The sequence below is a fragment of the Clostridium akagii DSM 12554 genome (genome assembly GCF_000686725.1).
Taxonomy (GTDB): Bacteria; Bacillota; Clostridia; order Clostridiales; family Clostridiaceae; genus Clostridium_I; species Clostridium_I akagii.
Map to the genome: position 1 here is coordinate 87,080 of NZ_JMLK01000013.1, position 18,480 is coordinate 105,559.

Annotated in this window: 18 protein-coding genes, 2 pseudogenes and 2 riboswitches; of the genes and pseudogenes, 2 read left to right on the top strand and 18 right to left on the bottom strand. The window is 32.1% G+C overall.

Annotated features, from left to right (window positions below; genetic code table 11):
• Positions 1 to 104 precede the first annotated feature (104 nt).
• From BR66_RS0107950 to BR66_RS0107965, 4 genes are all read right to left on the bottom strand, one after another.
• On the bottom strand, positions 105 to 1,400 hold the full coding sequence (locus BR66_RS0107950; RefSeq protein ID WP_026882443.1) for an ABC transporter ATP-binding protein: 1,296 nt from the start codon (positions 1,398 to 1,400) through the stop codon (positions 105 to 107).
• Positions 1,401 to 1,414: 14 nt separating this feature from the next.
• Complete coding sequence (locus tag BR66_RS0107955; RefSeq protein WP_026882444.1) at positions 1,415 to 3,136, bottom strand: ABC transporter permease; 1,722 nt, start codon at positions 3,134 to 3,136, stop codon at positions 1,415 to 1,417.
• A gap of 25 nt (positions 3,137 to 3,161) precedes the next feature.
• A complete protein-coding gene (locus BR66_RS26610; RefSeq protein WP_278246803.1) occupies positions 3,162 to 3,296 on the bottom strand; it encodes a hypothetical protein in 135 nt (44 codons plus the stop codon).
• Between the two features lie 3 nt (positions 3,297 to 3,299).
• Positions 3,300 to 3,467: riboswitch (M-box (ykoK) riboswitch) on the bottom strand.
• A 130-nt stretch (positions 3,468 to 3,597) separates the two neighbouring features.
• Positions 3,598 to 3,942 carry a winged helix-turn-helix transcriptional regulator gene (locus BR66_RS0107965; RefSeq protein WP_026882445.1) on the bottom strand — a complete coding sequence of 115 codons (345 nt, stop codon included), beginning with the start codon at positions 3,940 to 3,942 and terminating at the stop codon, positions 3,598 to 3,600.
• 154 nt (positions 3,943 to 4,096) lie between these two features.
• Between BR66_RS0107965 and BR66_RS0107970 the strand changes: the two genes are divergently transcribed.
• Positions 4,097 to 4,495, top strand: coding sequence for a pyridoxamine 5'-phosphate oxidase family protein (locus tag BR66_RS0107970; RefSeq protein WP_026882446.1), 399 nt, complete (start codon positions 4,097 to 4,099; stop codon positions 4,493 to 4,495).
• Positions 4,496 to 4,623: 128 nt separating this feature from the next.
• Here BR66_RS0107970 and BR66_RS23410 read toward each other — a convergent pair whose 3' ends face one another.
• From BR66_RS23410 to BR66_RS0108020, 10 genes and pseudogenes are all read right to left on the bottom strand, one after another.
• On the bottom strand, positions 4,624 to 5,895 hold the full coding sequence (locus tag BR66_RS23410; RefSeq protein WP_242841132.1) for a pectate lyase: 1,272 nt from the start codon (positions 5,893 to 5,895) through the stop codon (positions 4,624 to 4,626).
• Positions 5,896 to 6,189: 294 nt separating this feature from the next.
• Positions 6,190 to 6,525, bottom strand: coding sequence for a rubredoxin-like domain-containing protein (locus tag BR66_RS0107980; protein ID WP_026882447.1), 336 nt, complete (start codon positions 6,523 to 6,525; stop codon positions 6,190 to 6,192).
• Between the two features lie 67 nt (positions 6,526 to 6,592).
• Positions 6,593 to 7,183, bottom strand: a complete 591-nt coding sequence (gene rbr / locus BR66_RS0107985) for a rubrerythrin (protein WP_026882448.1) — start codon at positions 7,181 to 7,183, stop codon at positions 6,593 to 6,595.
• A gap of 115 nt (positions 7,184 to 7,298) precedes the next feature.
• Complete coding sequence (locus BR66_RS0107990) at positions 7,299 to 7,805, bottom strand: GNAT family N-acetyltransferase (RefSeq protein WP_026882449.1); 507 nt, start codon at positions 7,803 to 7,805, stop codon at positions 7,299 to 7,301.
• A 22-nt stretch (positions 7,806 to 7,827) separates the two neighbouring features.
• The gene (locus tag BR66_RS0107995) at positions 7,828 to 8,271 is read right to left on the bottom strand and encodes a MarR family winged helix-turn-helix transcriptional regulator (RefSeq protein ID WP_026882450.1); all 444 of its coding nucleotides are present in this window, start codon (positions 8,269 to 8,271) and stop codon (positions 7,828 to 7,830) included.
• Between the two features lie 112 nt (positions 8,272 to 8,383).
• On the bottom strand, positions 8,384 to 9,880 hold the full coding sequence (locus BR66_RS0108000; RefSeq protein ID WP_026882451.1) for a WD40/YVTN/BNR-like repeat-containing protein: 1,497 nt from the start codon (positions 9,878 to 9,880) through the stop codon (positions 8,384 to 8,386).
• Positions 9,881 to 9,904: 24 nt separating this feature from the next.
• Positions 9,905 to 10,408, bottom strand: a pseudogene (locus tag BR66_RS0108005) (Asp-tRNA(Asn)/Glu-tRNA(Gln) amidotransferase subunit GatB); the annotation flags it as partial.
• Positions 10,409 to 10,441: 33 nt separating this feature from the next.
• Positions 10,442 to 10,552, bottom strand: a pseudogene (locus BR66_RS23415) (Asp-tRNA(Asn)/Glu-tRNA(Gln) amidotransferase subunit GatC); the annotation flags it as partial.
• Between the two features lie 81 nt (positions 10,553 to 10,633).
• Positions 10,634 to 11,413 (bottom strand): hypothetical protein, encoded by a 780-nt coding sequence (locus BR66_RS0108015; RefSeq protein ID WP_026882453.1) that lies wholly within the window; start codon positions 11,411 to 11,413, stop codon positions 10,634 to 10,636.
• A 16-nt stretch (positions 11,414 to 11,429) separates the two neighbouring features.
• Positions 11,430 to 12,314 carry a fumarylacetoacetate hydrolase family protein gene (locus BR66_RS0108020; protein ID WP_026882454.1) on the bottom strand — a complete coding sequence of 295 codons (885 nt, stop codon included), beginning with the start codon at positions 12,312 to 12,314 and terminating at the stop codon, positions 11,430 to 11,432.
• A gap of 253 nt (positions 12,315 to 12,567) precedes the next feature.
• Here BR66_RS0108020 and BR66_RS0108025 point away from each other — a divergent pair, with 253 nt between their 5' ends.
• A complete protein-coding gene (locus tag BR66_RS0108025; RefSeq protein ID WP_026882455.1) occupies positions 12,568 to 13,185 on the top strand; it encodes a TetR/AcrR family transcriptional regulator in 618 nt (205 codons plus the stop codon).
• A 102-nt stretch (positions 13,186 to 13,287) separates the two neighbouring features.
• Here BR66_RS0108025 and BR66_RS0108030 read toward each other — a convergent pair whose 3' ends face one another.
• The 4 genes from BR66_RS0108030 to BR66_RS0108045 all read right to left on the bottom strand — a co-directional run bounded on the left by BR66_RS0108030 (position 13,288) and on the right by BR66_RS0108045 (position 18,338).
• Positions 13,288 to 14,685: an amino acid permease gene (locus tag BR66_RS0108030; RefSeq protein ID WP_026882456.1), complete on the bottom strand. Its 1,398-nt coding sequence runs from the start codon at positions 14,683 to 14,685 to the stop codon at positions 13,288 to 13,290.
• A gap of 141 nt (positions 14,686 to 14,826) precedes the next feature.
• Positions 14,827 to 14,915, bottom strand: a riboswitch (glycine riboswitch).
• Between the two features lie 309 nt (positions 14,916 to 15,224).
• Entirely contained in the window at positions 15,225 to 16,907 is a 1,683-nt protein-coding gene (locus tag BR66_RS0108035) for a peptide ABC transporter substrate-binding protein (RefSeq protein WP_026882457.1), read from the bottom strand.
• Between the two features lie 290 nt (positions 16,908 to 17,197).
• A complete protein-coding gene (locus BR66_RS0108040) occupies positions 17,198 to 17,575 on the bottom strand; it encodes a DUF1304 domain-containing protein (protein ID WP_207641243.1) in 378 nt (125 codons plus the stop codon).
• A gap of 13 nt (positions 17,576 to 17,588) precedes the next feature.
• Positions 17,589 to 18,338 carry an MBL fold metallo-hydrolase gene (locus BR66_RS0108045; protein ID WP_026882459.1) on the bottom strand — a complete coding sequence of 250 codons (750 nt, stop codon included), beginning with the start codon at positions 18,336 to 18,338 and terminating at the stop codon, positions 17,589 to 17,591.
• Positions 18,339 to 18,480 lie beyond the last annotated feature (142 nt).

The following is an 18,480-nucleotide window of genomic DNA, read 5'->3' on the forward strand; positions in this document are numbered from 1 at the left end:
GGTAAGTGGAGTTGTGTACACAACTCCACTTACCTATATTCTATTTTTCGGTCCATCCGAAAATCTTTTAACTCTTCTCTCTTCTCTTTTAACTCTTAACTGAATTACTCCTCTTCTTCCAGAAACAGTTCTTCAGTATCATGATCATAATTAAACAGCTCTGCGTACCTACCCCAATCTATGATTTCATCCATTATTCTTTCTATAGAATGTTTACCAAAATATTGTGCAAAAAGCTCTGTGAAAAATTCTTCTCTCATTTTTTTACTCTTTTTACTATTAAGTACCTTCATTATAACTTTAAATGTTGATATATTCATTAGTTGATCTTTAAATATATCTTTTCTTTCGTCTGTTTCGCCCTCAATAAATTTACTTCCAAGAGGTGTTATGATTATATCTCCCTCTTTTACTTCTGCGAAACCAAGCATTGTGATACCTTCAATATTTGGCAAAAGATCGTCAATTTCCATCATAAGATCCCCACCTAATTGATATATGTCCATTCTTCCATCATTATCATCCACAAGCTCCATTAATCCTGACATTACTCCAATATGTGCCTCTGGTATTTCTACAGGTTTCTCAATACTTTCCTTTACAACTTTTTCTATTTGATCTTCAGCAGGATGTTCAAATTCACCCTTGGTAAGTACTTTATAAACACTATCCACAATACTTTCAAATTCAGGTGACTTTCTATTTCTTGGATGTGGCAATCCTATTTTGATTTCTGCAATAACCCTTGCTGGATCGCGGCTGAGCATAACTATTTTATCTGCCATAAGAACTGCTTCTTCAATACCATGGGTTATCATTATTATACTTTTTATTGGCATTCTCTTAGTTGTCCAAAGTTCTATCAACTCTGTTCTTAAATTTTCAGCTGTTAAAAAGTCTAATGCAGAAAATGGCTCATCCATGCATAATAGTTTTGGTTCCACAGCTAATGCCCTAGCAAAACCAACTCTTTGACGCATACCACCAGAAAGTTCCTTTGGATATGCCTCTTCAAAACCATCAAGACCTATAAGACTTATTAATTCAGAAGCCTTATCACTAGTATAATCCTTTGGAAATCCCTTAGCTTTTAACCCTAATTCAACATTTTCACGTACAGTAAGCCATGGAAAAAGTGCAAAGGACTGAAATACTATTGATGCATATGGATTTACCCCCGTTACTTTTTTGCCATCAAATATTACTTCACCTTCCGTAGGTTCAATTAGTCCTGTTATTATTCTAAGAAGTGATGATTTTCCTGAACCTGAAGGCCCAAGTATAGCAATATATTCATTTTCATTTATAGTTATATTTATTTCTTTTAATGTAGGTTTTTCTGATTCACCAAAAAATTTTGTTACACCATCTACTTTTATAAATTCTTTTTGTTTTTTCACAAGTCTCACCTTCCTTACATTTCTATTTTGAATCTTTCCTCTGACATAACAAACAGTCTTTTCCACACTATCTTATTGATTGCTACAACTACTATACACATGGTAATTGTACCCATTAGAAGCAATGCGAAATTACCTTTTGTTGTTGCCTCAGATATTAACGCTCCAAGTCCTATAGTTTTTACAGTATGCCCTCCAAAATTGACATATTCAGCCACAATACTCGCATTCCAGCAACCACCGGTAGCTGTAATCATTCCTGTTATAAGATAAGGAAATATCCCTGGAAGTATAAGTATTTTCCACTTTTTGAAACCTTTAATTCCAAATACCTTAGCGGCAGCCTTTAAGTCTTCTGGTATTGCCATAGCTCCGGCTACTACATTAAATAATATATACCACTGTGTTCCCATAAGCATTAATAAAATAGATGCAATCCCAAGTCCACCAAATGCATTAATAAATACCCCAAGTACAATAGGGAAAAGTGCTGTGGCAGGTACAGATGCTACAACTTGAATCACAGGTTGTAATATATTTGCAACCTTTTTGTTCATTCCAATCGCTACCCCTACAGGTACTGTCCAAATTAATGCAATAACTTGCGCGGCAAACACTCTTAAAAATGAAAATAGTGCGGCCCTTGGTATTTGGCCCCAATCAGATACGGACAATGTTGTAAGTAATTTTATTATATTAAACACTGCATAAACTATAATTATAAGTGCTATTATTTTTAATATTATTTTAAATACTTTCCCTATTTTTTTATACTCTCGCCCACCACTTTTTTTTAGTTTACTCAGCACACTCTCTATACTTTCCCCTATAAATACAAATATTGGCGACAATATTTTTTCAGTAAATAATTGGATTATATAAGACCTTCTTAACATTTTAAGAAAAAAAGGTTTAGGTTGATCTTCTGACTCTGTAAGCTCAACTTTAAACTTATCCGCCCAAGCAGTTACCGGTCTCCAAATAAGTTGATCCAAAAGGATAATAACAATTACTAAGGTTATTATTCCCCATACAAGTGCCTTTGTGTTACCCTCATTTGCTGCTGTCTGAAGAAATGATCCTATACCCTCTAAACGAAAGTTCCTACCTTGAATGGTAAACATTTCACAAACCATTAGAAAAAACCATCCACCTGCCCAGGACATCATACTATTCCAAACAAGACCTATGGCCGCGGAAGGTAGTTCTAGTTTTTTAAATTGTTGCCACTTATTAAGTTGCAAAATACTAGAAGCCTCTTGAAGATCTGTTGGCAGAAGTTTAATGGAATTGTAAAAACTGAATGTCATATTCCATGCCTGACCTGTGAAAATAAGTATTATAGATGCTATTTCAATTCCCACTGTTCCGTTTGGAAAAAGAGCTATAAGCCCCATGACAACTGCTGGTAAAAAAGACAGTACTGGTATGGACTGAAGTATGTCCAATATTGGTATAAGAATCTTTTCAGCTTTCTTATTGTGTGCTGCAACATATCCATATACCAATGTAAATGTTATAGAAATTATATATGCTACTGTCATTCTTAAAACGGATTTTAATGCATATATAGGTAACATATTGAGATTTGTTGAAATTTTTATATTACTATTATTGCTTGCTACTGCATGCATTCCAGGTGACATTACTAAATATAATATTATAGTTATAAAAATAAAAATAACTATATCTATCATTCCAAATTTTCTTTTAGCAAATACTTTTTCTTTTTCCATAACCTACCTCCCTATTAAAGTGAGATCAATTTCCATTATCGACCTCACTTTTATCAATTAAATCTATATGTTTATGACTGGCATCCCCATCCATAATATCATCACCTTTCAAATTAAATTCAAAAAAGCCTCCACTATAAGTGAGGGCTCCTGCAAACATGCTAAAAACTCCACCTAGTTGAGCTTTGGCACTATATGACTTAGAGAAAAATTTCTCAGCTACATTAGGTAAAACCTTAATTCGGTAGTACCTGCTGACCCGTTGGCGTCTCTCGACATTTCTGGGCAGTAGCATATTTTCATATAGGAACCTCACCTAACAAGTTTCCTTTAGATACTTAACTTATTAAATTATAATATTTTTATGTTAAAAGTATGTTATGTTTGTGTAAAATTATATAATTTATAACATATTTTTATGGAACATCTATTTTTTTATATAAGTTGACACCTAAAATCGCTTATTGGATTTTATTGTTTTTAACATGTTTCTTATATTCATCACTCCACTGTGACAATCCATCTAAAATAGGCACAATTTTCATTCCGATTTCAGTCAATGAATATTCTACCTTTGGTGGAACCTGCGGAAATACTTTCCTGTTTATAAGCTGATAGCTTTCTAGCCTACGAAGTTCTTTCGTTAAAGTTGACTGCGTGACGCTTGGCATAAGGCGATGCAATTCCCCAAAACGAAGGATTCCTGTACTTAAATTATATAGTATCAAAAGAGTCCATTTGCCACCAATCATTTTCTGCGCTATTGAAACAGGGCAATTTTCACTGCCATCCGTATTATCATTCATATTGTATCCCTCCATACTATCATTTTAGATAGTAGCTATCAAATATAATAGTACTTGATATATTTATTGTATCATCATAAAATATATATGTAAATGAAATGCTAATAAAAACACACAATCTTGTCATACAAAATAAATAAAGCGAGGCAAAAAAATGAATGAAATATTAAAATTTATTAATGATGCTAAAATATTTTATCTTGCAACAGTTGAAGGAGATCAACCAAGAGTACGTCCCTTCGGATTCGCTATGGAATACCAAGGTAAAATATATTTTTGCACATCTAACGAAAAAAATGTATATAAACAGTTAGTAGCTAATTCAAAGTTTGAAGCTTCTACTATGTCAAAAGATGGCCACTGGATAAGATTACAAGGTAAAGTAGTTTTTGATCCAAGTAAGGAAGCAAAGGCTAAAGCATTCGAAATTATGCCGGGTCTTGCAAGCATATACAAATCTGCTGATAGTCCTTCTTTTGAAGTTTTTTATATAGAAGAAGGTGAGGCAACAATTTACAACATGAAGGGTGAAACAAAAAATATAAAATTATAAAAGTATTGAACTAAAAATTCATTAAAAAACATTTAATCTATATAAAAAGCAGCTACCTAAGCAGTTGCTTTTTATATAGATTTTAAAGTAAATGTTCAGGTCATAAACACTTCTTTCTATTGCCTTAATTAATTCCAAAAGCTAAAATTCATGTATGTTGGAATCTGATTTGAAGCAAGTTGTTGCCTCATATTTGATATTGCGTTGTCAACTTCTGTTCTTATAGATGCCTGTTTTGCTGTCTCTACAATTGAAACATTTCCACCAATAGGAGCCTTCGAATTCTTTTCTGAGAATGCCTGTGCATTTAAGAATATTCCTGATGTCATAAGGTCAAGTACATAGTCGCCTTTTTTGTTACCGAGTCCCATACCATTTGTAAGGTTTATTGTTCCAGCACCATTGTTTTCATCAAATCCCTTTGCTATATTGTCAAATGCTAAACAATTATTAAGATTCCTTACACCATTTGTCTGTGTCCCATATTTTGAAGAACCGGAACCCATCTTGAAACCATTACCATTTCCTTTTGCTTTGCCAACTGTCATATTGGTGTCTACAGGAAGTCCATTTGCTTTGTCATAGGCTCCACTAAATATTGCAGGATCACCACAGTGATATGCTACGCAGTATTGATAAGTCACGTCGCTGCTACCTATAGCAAAACTATCCCAAGCGTCATCCGAATTCTCAGCAGAAATGCAATGAGAGAAAATAGTACCAGTTCCTAGATAGAGCTTTGCTGCAAATCCATCAGCATTTCCACCACTTGTAAGTACATCAAAGTTTCTGTAAGCTACGGAACCGATTACATGGTTATTATTCGGGCGTACATGAATGCCTGCTGTTTCAAGACCCTCACTACCTGAAATTTGTAAACCCGCATCCCCGTTATAGCGAAATACGCAATCTATAATTGTATTGTTGTCAGGTTTTCCAGGTACTAACTGTGATACTGGTACAGTTGCACTATAGTTGGGTTTTATTAGCATGCCATTATCATACGCTTTTTGGATTATCAAACCTTTAATTGTGTAGCTACCTCCAGTGACCCTGATACCTGCAAACCCATCACCGGTTGCTTTAGGACTCAATATTTTTGATGCTTCCCTAAAAGACGTAAAATCCAATACTGGAGTGTACCCTGATGCTGCCTGAATAGTAATCCCTGAATCTATTTTGTCAAGCACAAGCTGGCTTGTACAGTCTAGCACCTTTGCTGCGATTTCAATTGTCTGACCACTGCTTGCTGAAGAAACAGCCGTTTTTAACTGATCAAAAGTTGTAACTGTAATAACATCACCCGTTGCTGCAAATGCTTTGGGAAAAGGGGTGAATAGTAATCCCAATACCATGGTCAGTACCAAGATAATACTTGATGATTTTTTGATTTTTTTCATAATAATACCTCCACATTTTTTTATTTTATAATCTTAGTTCATTAACTAAAACTTATAAAACATTAATTTAATTATACAATATGCCGTTAACGTTAACAATATATTGCATAAAATAAAATATTAACCATGTATTGTGATTTCCTATGAATTTATGAAAATAAAAAAGGGGCTGTTGCACTAAATTAGTGCGACAGCCCCTTTTATTTATTTGTTTAAATTCACACAGATTATGAACTCTAATGCAAACTTATAATTTCTCAATATTTTGATATATTTTTAGCTAAATATTATATATCACCATTTACCTAAAGCAATATGTCCTGCAATCTCTGTTTTAGATCTTTGTTTTATAACCCATGCTTCATTTTTTGCCTGGGTGAAAGCTGCTAAACATTTAGGATCTAGATTATCCTCTATACCTTCCTCACTAAGCGTAACTATCTTTTCAGCCAAAGTTATGATTTCCATATGGATATCATTTGTTCTGTTAGAACGATATATTTTTCCAGCTGCTTCGCTGTCTAATTCATTAAATTTTTCAGCAGGCATCCCACATTTAGGACACTTTATTGGAGCTGTTTCACCTTCACTTACATATCCACAAATACTGCATTTAAATAATTTTTTCATAATAATATTCCTCCTTTAATTGTTAATCATATTTGATATAAATTTTAAAATTTTCATTCAATTAATACTAATAGTTTTCAGTAAAAACTTCGAAATAAGACTGTGGATGAAGACATGCTGGGCATACTTTAGGAGCCTCAGCACCTTCATAAATATATCCACAATTCAAACATTTCCATAAAGTTTTATCTATTTTAGCAAACACCTTATTTTCTTCAAGATTAGTTGCTAATTTATTGTATCTTGCCTCATGTCTTTTTTCCACTTCAGCAATTTTTCTATATGTAAATGCAATTTCAGAAAAGCCTTCGTCTTCCGCTACTTGAGCAAAAGTTGGATATAAGTCTGTCCATTCTTCATTCTCACCGTCAGCTGCTGCTAAAAGATTTGCTTTTGTATCACCAAGACTAACAGGGTAACCAGCGTCATTAATAACTACAGCTTCTCCATTTAAATCACTATCAGTCAAAAATTTAAAAAACCTTTTAGCATGTTCTTTTTCGTTATCAGCAGTTTCAATAAATATGTTTTGAATTTGAACATACCCTTCTTTTTTAGCTACCGATGCATAATAAGTATATCGATTTCTAGCCTGAGATTCGCCTGCAAATGATTTTAAAAGATTTTCAGCAGTTTTTGTTCCTTTTAAATTATTCATAAAAAGCCTCCTAGTAAATATTTTCTTCTATCTAAGTATATCACTGCAGTCTTAATCTGTAAAGTTTATCTTTTAATAATAATTATTAGGAGTTTTGTTTTCATCTATTAAACTCCTAACAATTATTTTTTAATATTTTTTCATAACAATAAAATGGTTCTGATTTTCCTAAAAAGCTTATTTCTCCAACAAATTTATAGCCGAATTTTTGAAATAAGTTGTTCATTTTCAAATTTAATGAATATGTATCCGTTTTTAAATATTTTATATTACTTTCTAAAGCTAATTCATCTACAAATTTCATTAACGCAGTACCAATTCCATTTCTTCTGTATGATGGTTTAACTGCCATTCTATGTACAACCATTGCGTCATGATTTAATGACCAATTTAAACCATTGTATTCATCTGGCTCAACTTTATTAATACATATAAAACCAACCAACTTATCTTTTAGTTCTAACACAAATAGATTCTCTCTTTGGATATCATTGGCAAAATCCTTTTCTTGAGGGTAACTTGCATCCCATTGGTTGTTATTGTAAGACTGCATTTCTATAATAGTTTCCTTTATAATTCCCATAATATCTTTTATATCTTCCATAACTGCTTTTCTCATCATAATAATCACTCCTAAAAAGGTTTTACCTTATTTTTTTCCAATTACCCTCAATATTTTCTCCCATTTTTTTCACTAATTCATAAACTGAATTTTTCTCCTGCTGGCTAAAATTATTAAAGCAAATTTGAATATTTTTATTTTCTTCCTCAATGATTAGTTCATATGCTTTTAGCGCTTTTTCTTTTGGATAAAGCCTCCACATTCTTTTATCAATATCATCTTTTTTTTTATCTATATATCCTGCCTCAATAAGTTTTTGTAGGGCTTTCGTTGTAGTAGATTTATCTACCTTTAAAAGATTTGATAAATCGATTTGATTAATTCCATTATTTTCACATATTCTGGTTAAAAATACAAATTGACCTTTTTGTAAGTCTATTTTTTTAAATTTTAAGTCACTTAAAGAATGAATGCATCGTGATAACATTCCTATTTCTCTTAGAATATAACTATCTAGATTTTTCATATTTATCCCCCTAGTAGTAATAGTTGAATTTTCAACTAAATTACATCTAAATAATAGCATAGTATAGTTGAAAGTTCAACTATACTATGCTATTATCATGTTAAAATATACTTTAATTTTTAGCAACTTCTTTTATATACATCCATGTTTTTCCTTGATCTTTTGATTGATACAAAGCTTTAGAGCCACCATTATAATCTCCATCAGATCCTTGTGTAACCAAAACATTTAAGCTTCCATCTTTCTCGGTAGGCATCCCAGGTAAATCAAAAGGATTATACGTTCCTGCGCCTTTTAATGCTACTTTTACCTCTGGAAAATTCACCATCTTATAAGATATACCTCCATCTTCTGTACGATATAATTGTCCCTTTGCTCCTCCGTTATTAGATAAACACAAAAATCCAAGCTTATCATTTAAAAAAGTTATTCCTGCTGCTGTTCCAATCATATTAGAGAACGGATCTGCATTTATAGTATTCCATGTTTTTCCACTATCTTTAGTAGCATTTAATGAATAAGATCTACTGCCCGCTGCGGCTGCCGTTACTTCTAAACGATACCCAACCTGCTTTGATAAATAAAATTCATCAGAAGCATTATAGGATTGATCAAAAATATGTTTATTTACTTTTGAAGGCTCTGCTGCTTTAGTATTATTTGAACCATCTGTCAAGTTATACCTAACAGGAATATATTTACTCTCTTCACCTGGCACATATACAGAGACGGTGTATCCTATTATTTCAGAAGAGGTATTAACAATTGGATTTGTAATTCCTTTTGAATTAATATTAACAATACCATCTGAATTATATCCAAAACTTCGTTTTCCAGTATAAAGAATACCATACTGTTTTTCAGGCCAGTTGCTTACCGTTTTTTTAAGTGGGATTACTTTCATTGTCTTAATTAATGGTTCTAAAAGCTTATCATCACTATAGTTAGCATTTACATAACCATTTAAATATAAAGTAATGTTTTTTGACTTATTACTGTCATAACTAATTAAATAGCTTTCCAATTTACCTTTAGTATTTTTTCCGTAAAGATATGTATCAAATGAAGTAATCTTTCCATAAGAATCAAAGGTAAGACTAAAGTTACTTGAAACATATAATTTTTTAGGCATTTGATTATTTTTATTAATATCTGTAAATATCCCATCTATGCCGTTTTGATATATATTATTATGTTCAAATTCTACACTTCTTTTATTTTTTAAGTCATGTAAGGCCCATGATAGTTTTCCATTAAAATTTATGGAACTATTATATATTTTTACTCCATAAAAACCTGTTATAAGAACTATAATTATTATAACTGAACAAGTCCATATAGTTTTCGGGCGAGAATAGGACTTATTTTCATCCGCACTCTCCTCTTCTACAACTGCTGGCTTTTTCACAATTCTAACTATTAAAATTACAAACCAAGCCACAAAGAATACCAAACAGCCCATTAATACAGCTATATTATTGTGGACTCTGCCCAATTTACATAAAGTATACAATTCATAAAATGAAGTCCAATATACTAATATAAATATTGCATAGGTTACTATTGATAAAATCAGCCCTCGTTTTGTAACTTTTCTGTTTTTTTTCATTTTTTATCAGCACTCCATCTTATTTTAACATTTTTTTATTTCTTCATTAATTAGCTTATTTACGATCTGAGGATTAGCTTTTCCTTTTGTCTCTTTCATTACCTTACCGACGAGAAAACTAATTGCTCTCGTTTTACCGTTTTTATAATCTTCAATAGATTTAGTATTACTTTCTAATACTTTATTAACAATCTCTAGTATAGCACCTCCATCACTATTTTGTATTAACCCTTTATCATTTATTATTGTTTTAGGTGATTTTCCTGTGTTAAACATATCTATTATCACTTTTTTACCAATATTATTTGAAATTGTACCAGCATTAATAAGCTTTATAAGCTCAGCTAAATGTTCCGTGGTAAATTTAAAATCTTCAACCCTAGCAGCATTTTCTTTCATTATCTTTGAGATATCTCCCATTAGCCAATTTGATGCTGACTTAGCATCGCCACTAATTTTAGCAGTTTTTTCAAAAAAATCTGCCATCGACATTGTAAGAGTTAATACTCCTGCATCATACCTGGGAAGTATCTGTAGTCATTTGCAAATTCTTTGCTTCTCATAACTACTGTAACATTTTAAATCTCCAATTAGATTCTCTTTTTCCTCCTCAGAAAAGCTTAATCTGGCTAGTTCTGCCAAATATTCAACGTCCTTTTTTAAAACTGTCATATCATTCCTCACTCCCTTTTAATTTATATTTGTAAACTGTTGAATAATGTAATTAAATGTTATGTATAGATTTATTTTGTCTCATGGCTCATTTCGATATGAATATTTTTTCTGTTTCAAAAGATGTTGCATCATATTAATCCAATCATCTGGATGGAAAATAAGAAACTCCTCATGATGCATGCCTCCAAGAGCAATCAGCTCTGCATTTGGGAAATGCTGAAGATAGCGTTTAGTCAAAGTCTTTGTATCCTCTTCAGTACCATAAGTACAGTATATTTCAGTGTTTTTTGAAACTATATTCTCTGCCACAGGAGTTAATAAATCCGTATAATACACATTGAATAATGACCTAAATGAAATGCCTCTATACATCACTCTAAGCGCTTTCTCAGAGTCACCATACATATTGTCCAAAAACCTTCCAAGAATTTTTACGGGATGCTTTGCCTTAACTAGATAATAAAAAAGCGGAGTAATGAGTATAGCCCATATGGCTGCCCACGGATTAGCTTTTTGATCAAAATCTGTACTACCCGTTATGGCGATATCAATTTGTACATTGTTTCTTTCCAATAGTTTTCCAAGAACAGATCCCCCAAGAGACGATCCATACACACCATATAAATGACCATTATAATTTTCTTTTATATATTTTTCCGTCCCCAGTATCTGGTCATTAATATTCCTAAACGTATTATGATCGTTATCATCATGCCCATCAAAACTAACACAAATAATTTTATAAGCTTTTGTAAGTCCATCAATTACTGCCGAGAATTCACCTTGCCATCTACAGCCTGTTCCAGGTATCAACATAACCACAGGATTTCTATTTTCACCGAATTCATGAAACTGCATATTAACACCAGCCTTTTTATTTTATTTCATTTTTCAAATTTCCTATTCCTTCGATAATGCATTCAACTATATCACCTGGTTTCAAAACCTTTGGTGGATTGTAAGCAAGCCCTACGCCAGATGGTGTACCTGTAATAATAATTGATCCAGGAAGTAACGTAATTCCTCGTGTTAACTCCTCTATTATTTCTGGAATTGTATGAATTAACCTATCAGTCCTATTATTTTGGCGCAATTCCCCATTTACTTTACACTGCAGCCAAAGTTTTGGTGGAAATGTGAATTTATCAGCAGTAACTAAACTTGGTCCCATGGGTGTAAATCCATCTAAACTTTTTCCGAAGTACCACTGCTTATGTTTTAGCTGAATTGTTCTGGCACTTACATCATTGACAATCGTATATCCAAATACATAATCTAACGCGTATTCAGCTTTAACATTTTTAGCTTTCTTGCCAATAATGACAGCAAGTTCGCATTCATAATCAAGATCCTTTACTATGTCCAAATGACTTTCTATGTAACCTCCAGGTGCCACGGCGTTATTTACACGTTTTGAAAAATAGATGGCCGGATCTTCATCTTTAAAATCGACATCATCTAAAGACCTATTTGCTTCATTCATATGATCCATATAGTTAACTCCTAGACAGATCAAATCTTGTGATGGTCGTGGAATTGGTGCCATTAATTTTACTTCTGTAAGAAGGATTTCCCCCAACATACTAGATCTCATTTTGTCCTGAATCATTTTCTTTTCATCTGACGTAATATTTTCAATCAATTCTAGCATTGTCTTAAAGTTAAGCCCAAATACCTCTATAGGGTAGAGACTATTTTCACCTGTAGTTAATACGCCAACTTTCTCATTTTCCGCAATACAATACGTTATTAATTTCATAATAATGCCTCCAGTTCTTTAATCAATTCACAAGGCTGCATGTGATTAAAAGAATTTAAATATGATAAAAATATCATATTTAACTTGTATATTAACATAGCATTATACGCCTGTCAACAGTAGTATGATATTTTTATCATGTTATTGTTGACCAAATAAAAATCATCCTATATAATAAGATTGATATTTAACAAAATACAATACGAAAAGTAACAGACGCATCCATTAATTATGTACAAAGGGAAGTTAAATTATGACTAAATCAGAAATCAGAGAACCACGTCAAGCGCGTTCCATAGAAAAGAAAAAGAAAATTGCTGAAGCAGGCTTTAAACTTTTCTGCGAAAAAGGTTTCCATCATACCGATACCAATGAAATCGCAAAAGAAGCTGGTGTCTCCATCGGCATTGTGTATCATTATTTTAAGGATAAAAAAGCAATTTTTTTAGCAGTGATGGATCAAGTGAGTCCAAAGGTTGACTCTGAAATTATAAAACAATTGCATTTATCCAAAGATAAAAAAGAGTTAGGACCTTTCTTGTCTGATATTATTGATAAGGATATTAAGCTTCACATAATAACTAAATCGCCCCATGAAGAATTTCAAGCTATGAGTCATTCTGATCCGGATGTGGCAGAATATATGAATCATTATAAAAATCAGTTTTTATCTGCAATTGTAGATGCTTTACCATCACTTGGGTTTTCTATTTCCAATGCTGATGAAAAAGCAGATATGATATATCACATGATAGACCAATACTGTGATGCAGTAGCCTTAAATAAACGTGATAGAATTAACTATGATGATATGAAAGTCCTTCTTATAGAAACTATATTAAATTTATTAAATTTGGATATTTTGAATTAAACTATATTTAAAAAAATCACTTAAAAACAGCCAATTATGATGAAATAAAACCATCATAATTGGCTGTTTTATTATAAAAAATGGAAATATTAGATCTAAAGATTAATTTCTAAGTTCAGTAGCTCCATTTTTATTGATATCTTCCTGATTTTTCGTTTTTGACCTAAGTATATTGTAAATAACCCAAAGCATTATAAACCATAAGGGTGTTACAAATAGTGCTATACGGGTTTCCTTATTAAGTGCCAATACAACTAAAATAAAAGCAATAAATGCCAGAATTATATAGTTAGCTATTGGGTAAAATGGCATTTTGAATTTGCTCTTAGACGCAAGTACAGGCATGGTTTTGCGATATCTTATGTGGCATACAACTATAATTGCCCATATAAATATAAAACAGAATGTTGATATACTTGTAATGAGTACAAATACCCCTCCTGGCATAATATAGTTCAGAATAACTGAAATCAAGATTACAGTTGCTGAGAACATTAGTGCATTAGAAGGTACTTTACGAGAAGTTAATTTTTTCATTGACTCAGGTGCATTATTTTCTTTAGCAAGAGAATAAACCATACGACTTGTACTGAAAATACCGCTATTACAAGCAGATGCCGCTGATGTTAATACAACAAAATTTATAATACTTGCTGCTGCTGGGATTCCAACTGCAGAAAATACCTGTACAAATGGGCTTTTATCTGGATTGATTGAATTCCATGGGTATATACTCATAATAACGAGAAGTGCCCCGATATAAAAGATAATAATTCTAATTGGAATATTATTAATAGCTTTTGGAATAACATGTTCTGGATTTTCAGTTTCACCAGCTACTAAACCAACTAATTCAATTCCAGTGAATGCAAATACAACCATTTGGAAAGAGAGAATAAAACCACTTACCCCATTTGGAAACCAGCCACCATGATCCCAAAGATTTCTAAAGCTGGATACACCAACATTTGTAGAAAATCCTTTAATAATCATAACTGTGCAAATTATAATTAGTGCTAAAATTGCAACAATCTTAATTAAGGCAAACCAGAATTCCATTTCCCCAAATAACTTTACTGTGGTAAGGTTCATAATGAGTAAAATCACAAGAGCTATAAGGCTTGGAACCCATTGAGCTATATGAGGAAACCAGTATTGCATATAAAGTCCAGTGGCAGTTAAGTCCGCCATAGCAAGTGAAATCCAGCAGAACCAGTAGGTCCAGCCAGTAATAAATGCTGCTCCGTTTCCTAGGTAATCTTCTACAAAGTCTACAAATGAATGGTATTTTGAATTTGAAAGCAATAATTCCCCTAAAGCACGCATAATAAGAAAACAAATTACCCCTGTTATCATATACGCAAATAAAATAGATGGACCTGCCAAGTGAATTGACCTGCCTGAACCAAGAAATAATCCAGTACCAATTGCGCCTCCAATTGCAAGTAATTGAACATGACGATTTTTTAGTCCTCTTGATAAATTTTCATTTTCTGACATATATATTCCTCCGTCTTAGTAAAAAAGACATACACTAAAAAATGTCTTTCCCCATATAAGTATTTTGTCATTGGAGAAACAAATAGGATTAGATAAGATCTAAATGAAGTAATTAATAATGTATTACTTATGTAAGATATGTACCTGTCCCTTGTCCTTTTACCTGAGAGTTTCGCATTTACAGCTTTCTCCTTCGGTGCTCATTTAAGAGTCTCTCCAAGGGTTCATCAAATAGTGGTCATCTCTAACTAAGGCATCTGAAAATAAATAACCTGTCAAAAATTCTGAAATACTGACTTGTTATTTATTTGATGATGCCTAAATAGGTACCTGAAAGATTTACTTCTTCGGTGAATGGCCATGGCCATAACTCTCCCACTATCTTCATCTGAACTATTAAATTTTACAACTACATATTAATGCATATTTGATAAATTTGCAACATTTTCTCATTTTTTCTTAATGAATTTACTTTTAATATTGATGTTTTTCCTTTCATACTGGCAAGTGAATTGATTATTCATATAAATCAGTATAACTTATTTTTTTATATATGAGCTTGTAAAGTATACTATGTCCATAGGTGTTCTATATACTCCTTTAACATAATCCTTCATGCATGAAACAACATTATATTCGTACAATGGTATAATTGGCATATCTCGCATTAAGATGTCTTCCGCTTCATGCATTTTTTTATTTCTAATAGTAGTATTTGTTTCTGAATTAGCTTGAAATATAAGTTTATCATAGGATTTATTACTGTAACCAGCTGTATTATTTCCCGCATTAGTTACCCACATATCCAAGAATGTCATTGGATCAATATAGTCTGCATTCCAACCATTTCTAGCTATTCCTGTGTATGTATGCTTACTTGTTTCGTCAACCTTAACCTTGTTCTCAACACTTCTCAGTGTGATGTTAATATTCAAGTTTGTTTTAAGCATAGATTGAATAGACTCTGCAATACTTTGATGTGCTTCGCCATTGTTATATATTAATTCAATAGTTGGGAAGTTTTTACCATTACTATATCCTGCATCAGATAGTAATATCTTAGCTTTTGCTACATCAGCTGTGGCTTTGTAATAATTCTTGTTTTTGAAATCTTTCCCATCTGCTTCAATAATACCACTAGGTACAACACTAGTTGATGGCTTTTGTCCAGCTTTTGTTACATTCTTAACTATGGCTGCTCTATTAATTGCTAATGAAATTGCTTGCCTTACATTAACATTATCTATTGCCTTTGCTACAGCGGGATCAATGTTAGCTCTTGGATCCAAATTAAAGCTGTAGTAGTAAGTCCCAATGTTAGCATATGATTTAGCTTTTCCTTGTTTTAAAAGAGAAGGAATTTGCTCTATTGGAGGTGCATCAATCATATCAACTTGTCCTGCTTCATAGGCTGACATATAGCTGTTTTCGTTATCTAAAACAGTATAAGTTAATTTATCGAGTTTAACGGAGGATTTATTCCAATAATATGGATTTTTTTCAAATTCCAATTTATCCTTTTGTTTCCATCCTATCATTTTAAACGCTCCATTAGACACATAAGTTGATGGATTTACCGCCCAATCGTTTGGATGTGCATCTATTATATCTTTTCTTAATGGCATATATGTTTGAAAAACCATTAGCGATAAGAAGTATGGTGTTGGATTTTCAAGTTTTACATCAAGCGTATAATTATCAATTGCTTTTACCCCAACTTGCTCTGCCGTAGATGATAATACTCCAGGAGTTTTTTGATTAGCAGGTAATAAGCTTTCATTATATCCTTTACCATTCTTTAGATAGTAAAGTTGATATGCATAGTTCGATGCAGTTTTTGGTGCTAATTCTCTCTTCCACGCATATTCGAAATCTTGTGCAGTTACGGGTTTACCATCTGACCATTTAGCATTTTTTCTTAAATGGAATACATAATGTTTCCCATCAGGTGATATAGTCCAACTTTTGGCAACTCCTGCACGAGGTATGTTATTTGCATCCACATCTGTAAGACCCTCAAAAGCATTTGCAATTACAGTTCCACCTTCCCCTGAATTATTTAATCCTGGATCAATAGTTTTGGGATTTGCTCCTAAATTATACGTTATACTTTGATTTACCGTTTTAGATGCGCTACTACTTCCACACCCTGCAAGTAATGATCCTGTTACTATAGTAGCTATTGTAATAATAAGTATTTTTGATTTTTTTACCTTTAGCATTGATACCCCCCCTTGAATATGTACATATATTTATATTAAATGAATATTATAATATAAAATTCATAAATTAACAATTATTATACAAACTATCCTATATTACTTTTCATACCATTCATATTACCACTTTCTCTTATTAAATTGCGCCACAAAATACTGTAAAATTCATTAACTGAATAATACAGCATTATATTCCTTTTACTATTAGATTCATTGATTTTTTTTAAGTTGCTTATTATAAACGCCAATAGATAGGTTTAGCAATTAAAATTTATTGAAAATCAGCTTCATCTTTATATTACAATACTAGCTATAAGCACACCCATAGCTAGTATTGCTAGACCACCTTGCTTTATAATAATCTTCTTATTTGATGTAATTGAGCCATATATAGCAGCTATAATTACACATGCTAAAAAGAAAATTCTTAATGGGGTTACCATATTTTCTGTGGCAAAAAAACTCCAAAACAATCCTGCTGCTAAGAACCCATTATATAGTCCCTGATTAGCAAACATTATAACTACTTCTTTTCTCTCAAGAAGTTTGCTATCTAAACCGAAGTTTTTTTTTGCCATTGATGATTTTATAAAAAACATCTCAAGTAGCATTATAAAAACATGCTCAAATGCTACTGCAAGAACTAAAATTTCTAACACTATTTCAATCATAAAAGCGCTCCTTTTATAATCTCATAATCTTAGTCGATTCTAAATTTACAATTCCTTCTGGAGTATGAGTAGAAATATAAACAGTTGGGTTGTTTTTTATGAACTCTCTAACCTTTTCAAGAGTAACTTTTGCAGCATCTTTATCTTCAAATACAACAGATAATTTTTCTTCTAAAAGTGCAGCATCTGTATAAGTTACATCTCCATGAATCATATAAAATATACCATCTTTTTCAACTATAACAATACTGTTTCCCTTAGTGTGTCCTGGAGCTGGAATTAAGTATACTCCATCTGTAATTTTCTCACTACTGTCAAAGTTATGATAAGCACCATCTTTAAACTCGACTCTTACAATATTTTCTCCATTTAAATTTAATGCATCTGCTTCTGCTGAAGAAAGATAAATTTTAGCATTTGGAAAACTTCTTAATTCCCCAGAATGATCTGGATGCTTGTGAGTTAATAATATTTTAGTTACCTGCTCTTTCTTATATCCAAGTGAATTTAAGGCAGATAAATAATCTTCAACCCTATGTCCTGGATAAATCTTTTGCCCCTCTTTAGGTTTGCTGTCTGGTACCTCTGCTGGAATCCCTGTGTCCACCAAAATAACTTCTTTCCCTGTATCAATAAGATAATTCTGAAGGCTAGATGGATAAGTCTTATTTGAATCTAGATTAGCTTTATCCTCACTGCCACCAAAAGCAAAATCCTGCGTCATAAATCCACCCTCATACAATTTAACTGCTTTAATTTCCATAATTAACTACTCCTCTCTAAACAACATTTTAATAGTCTATAATTCAATTGTATACAATTGAATTTAGTTTGTCAACTGCTTTATATTCATTAGCAGTTTCATCATCCGTTGTGTAATCAAGATTGATTTTACAATTTATAGC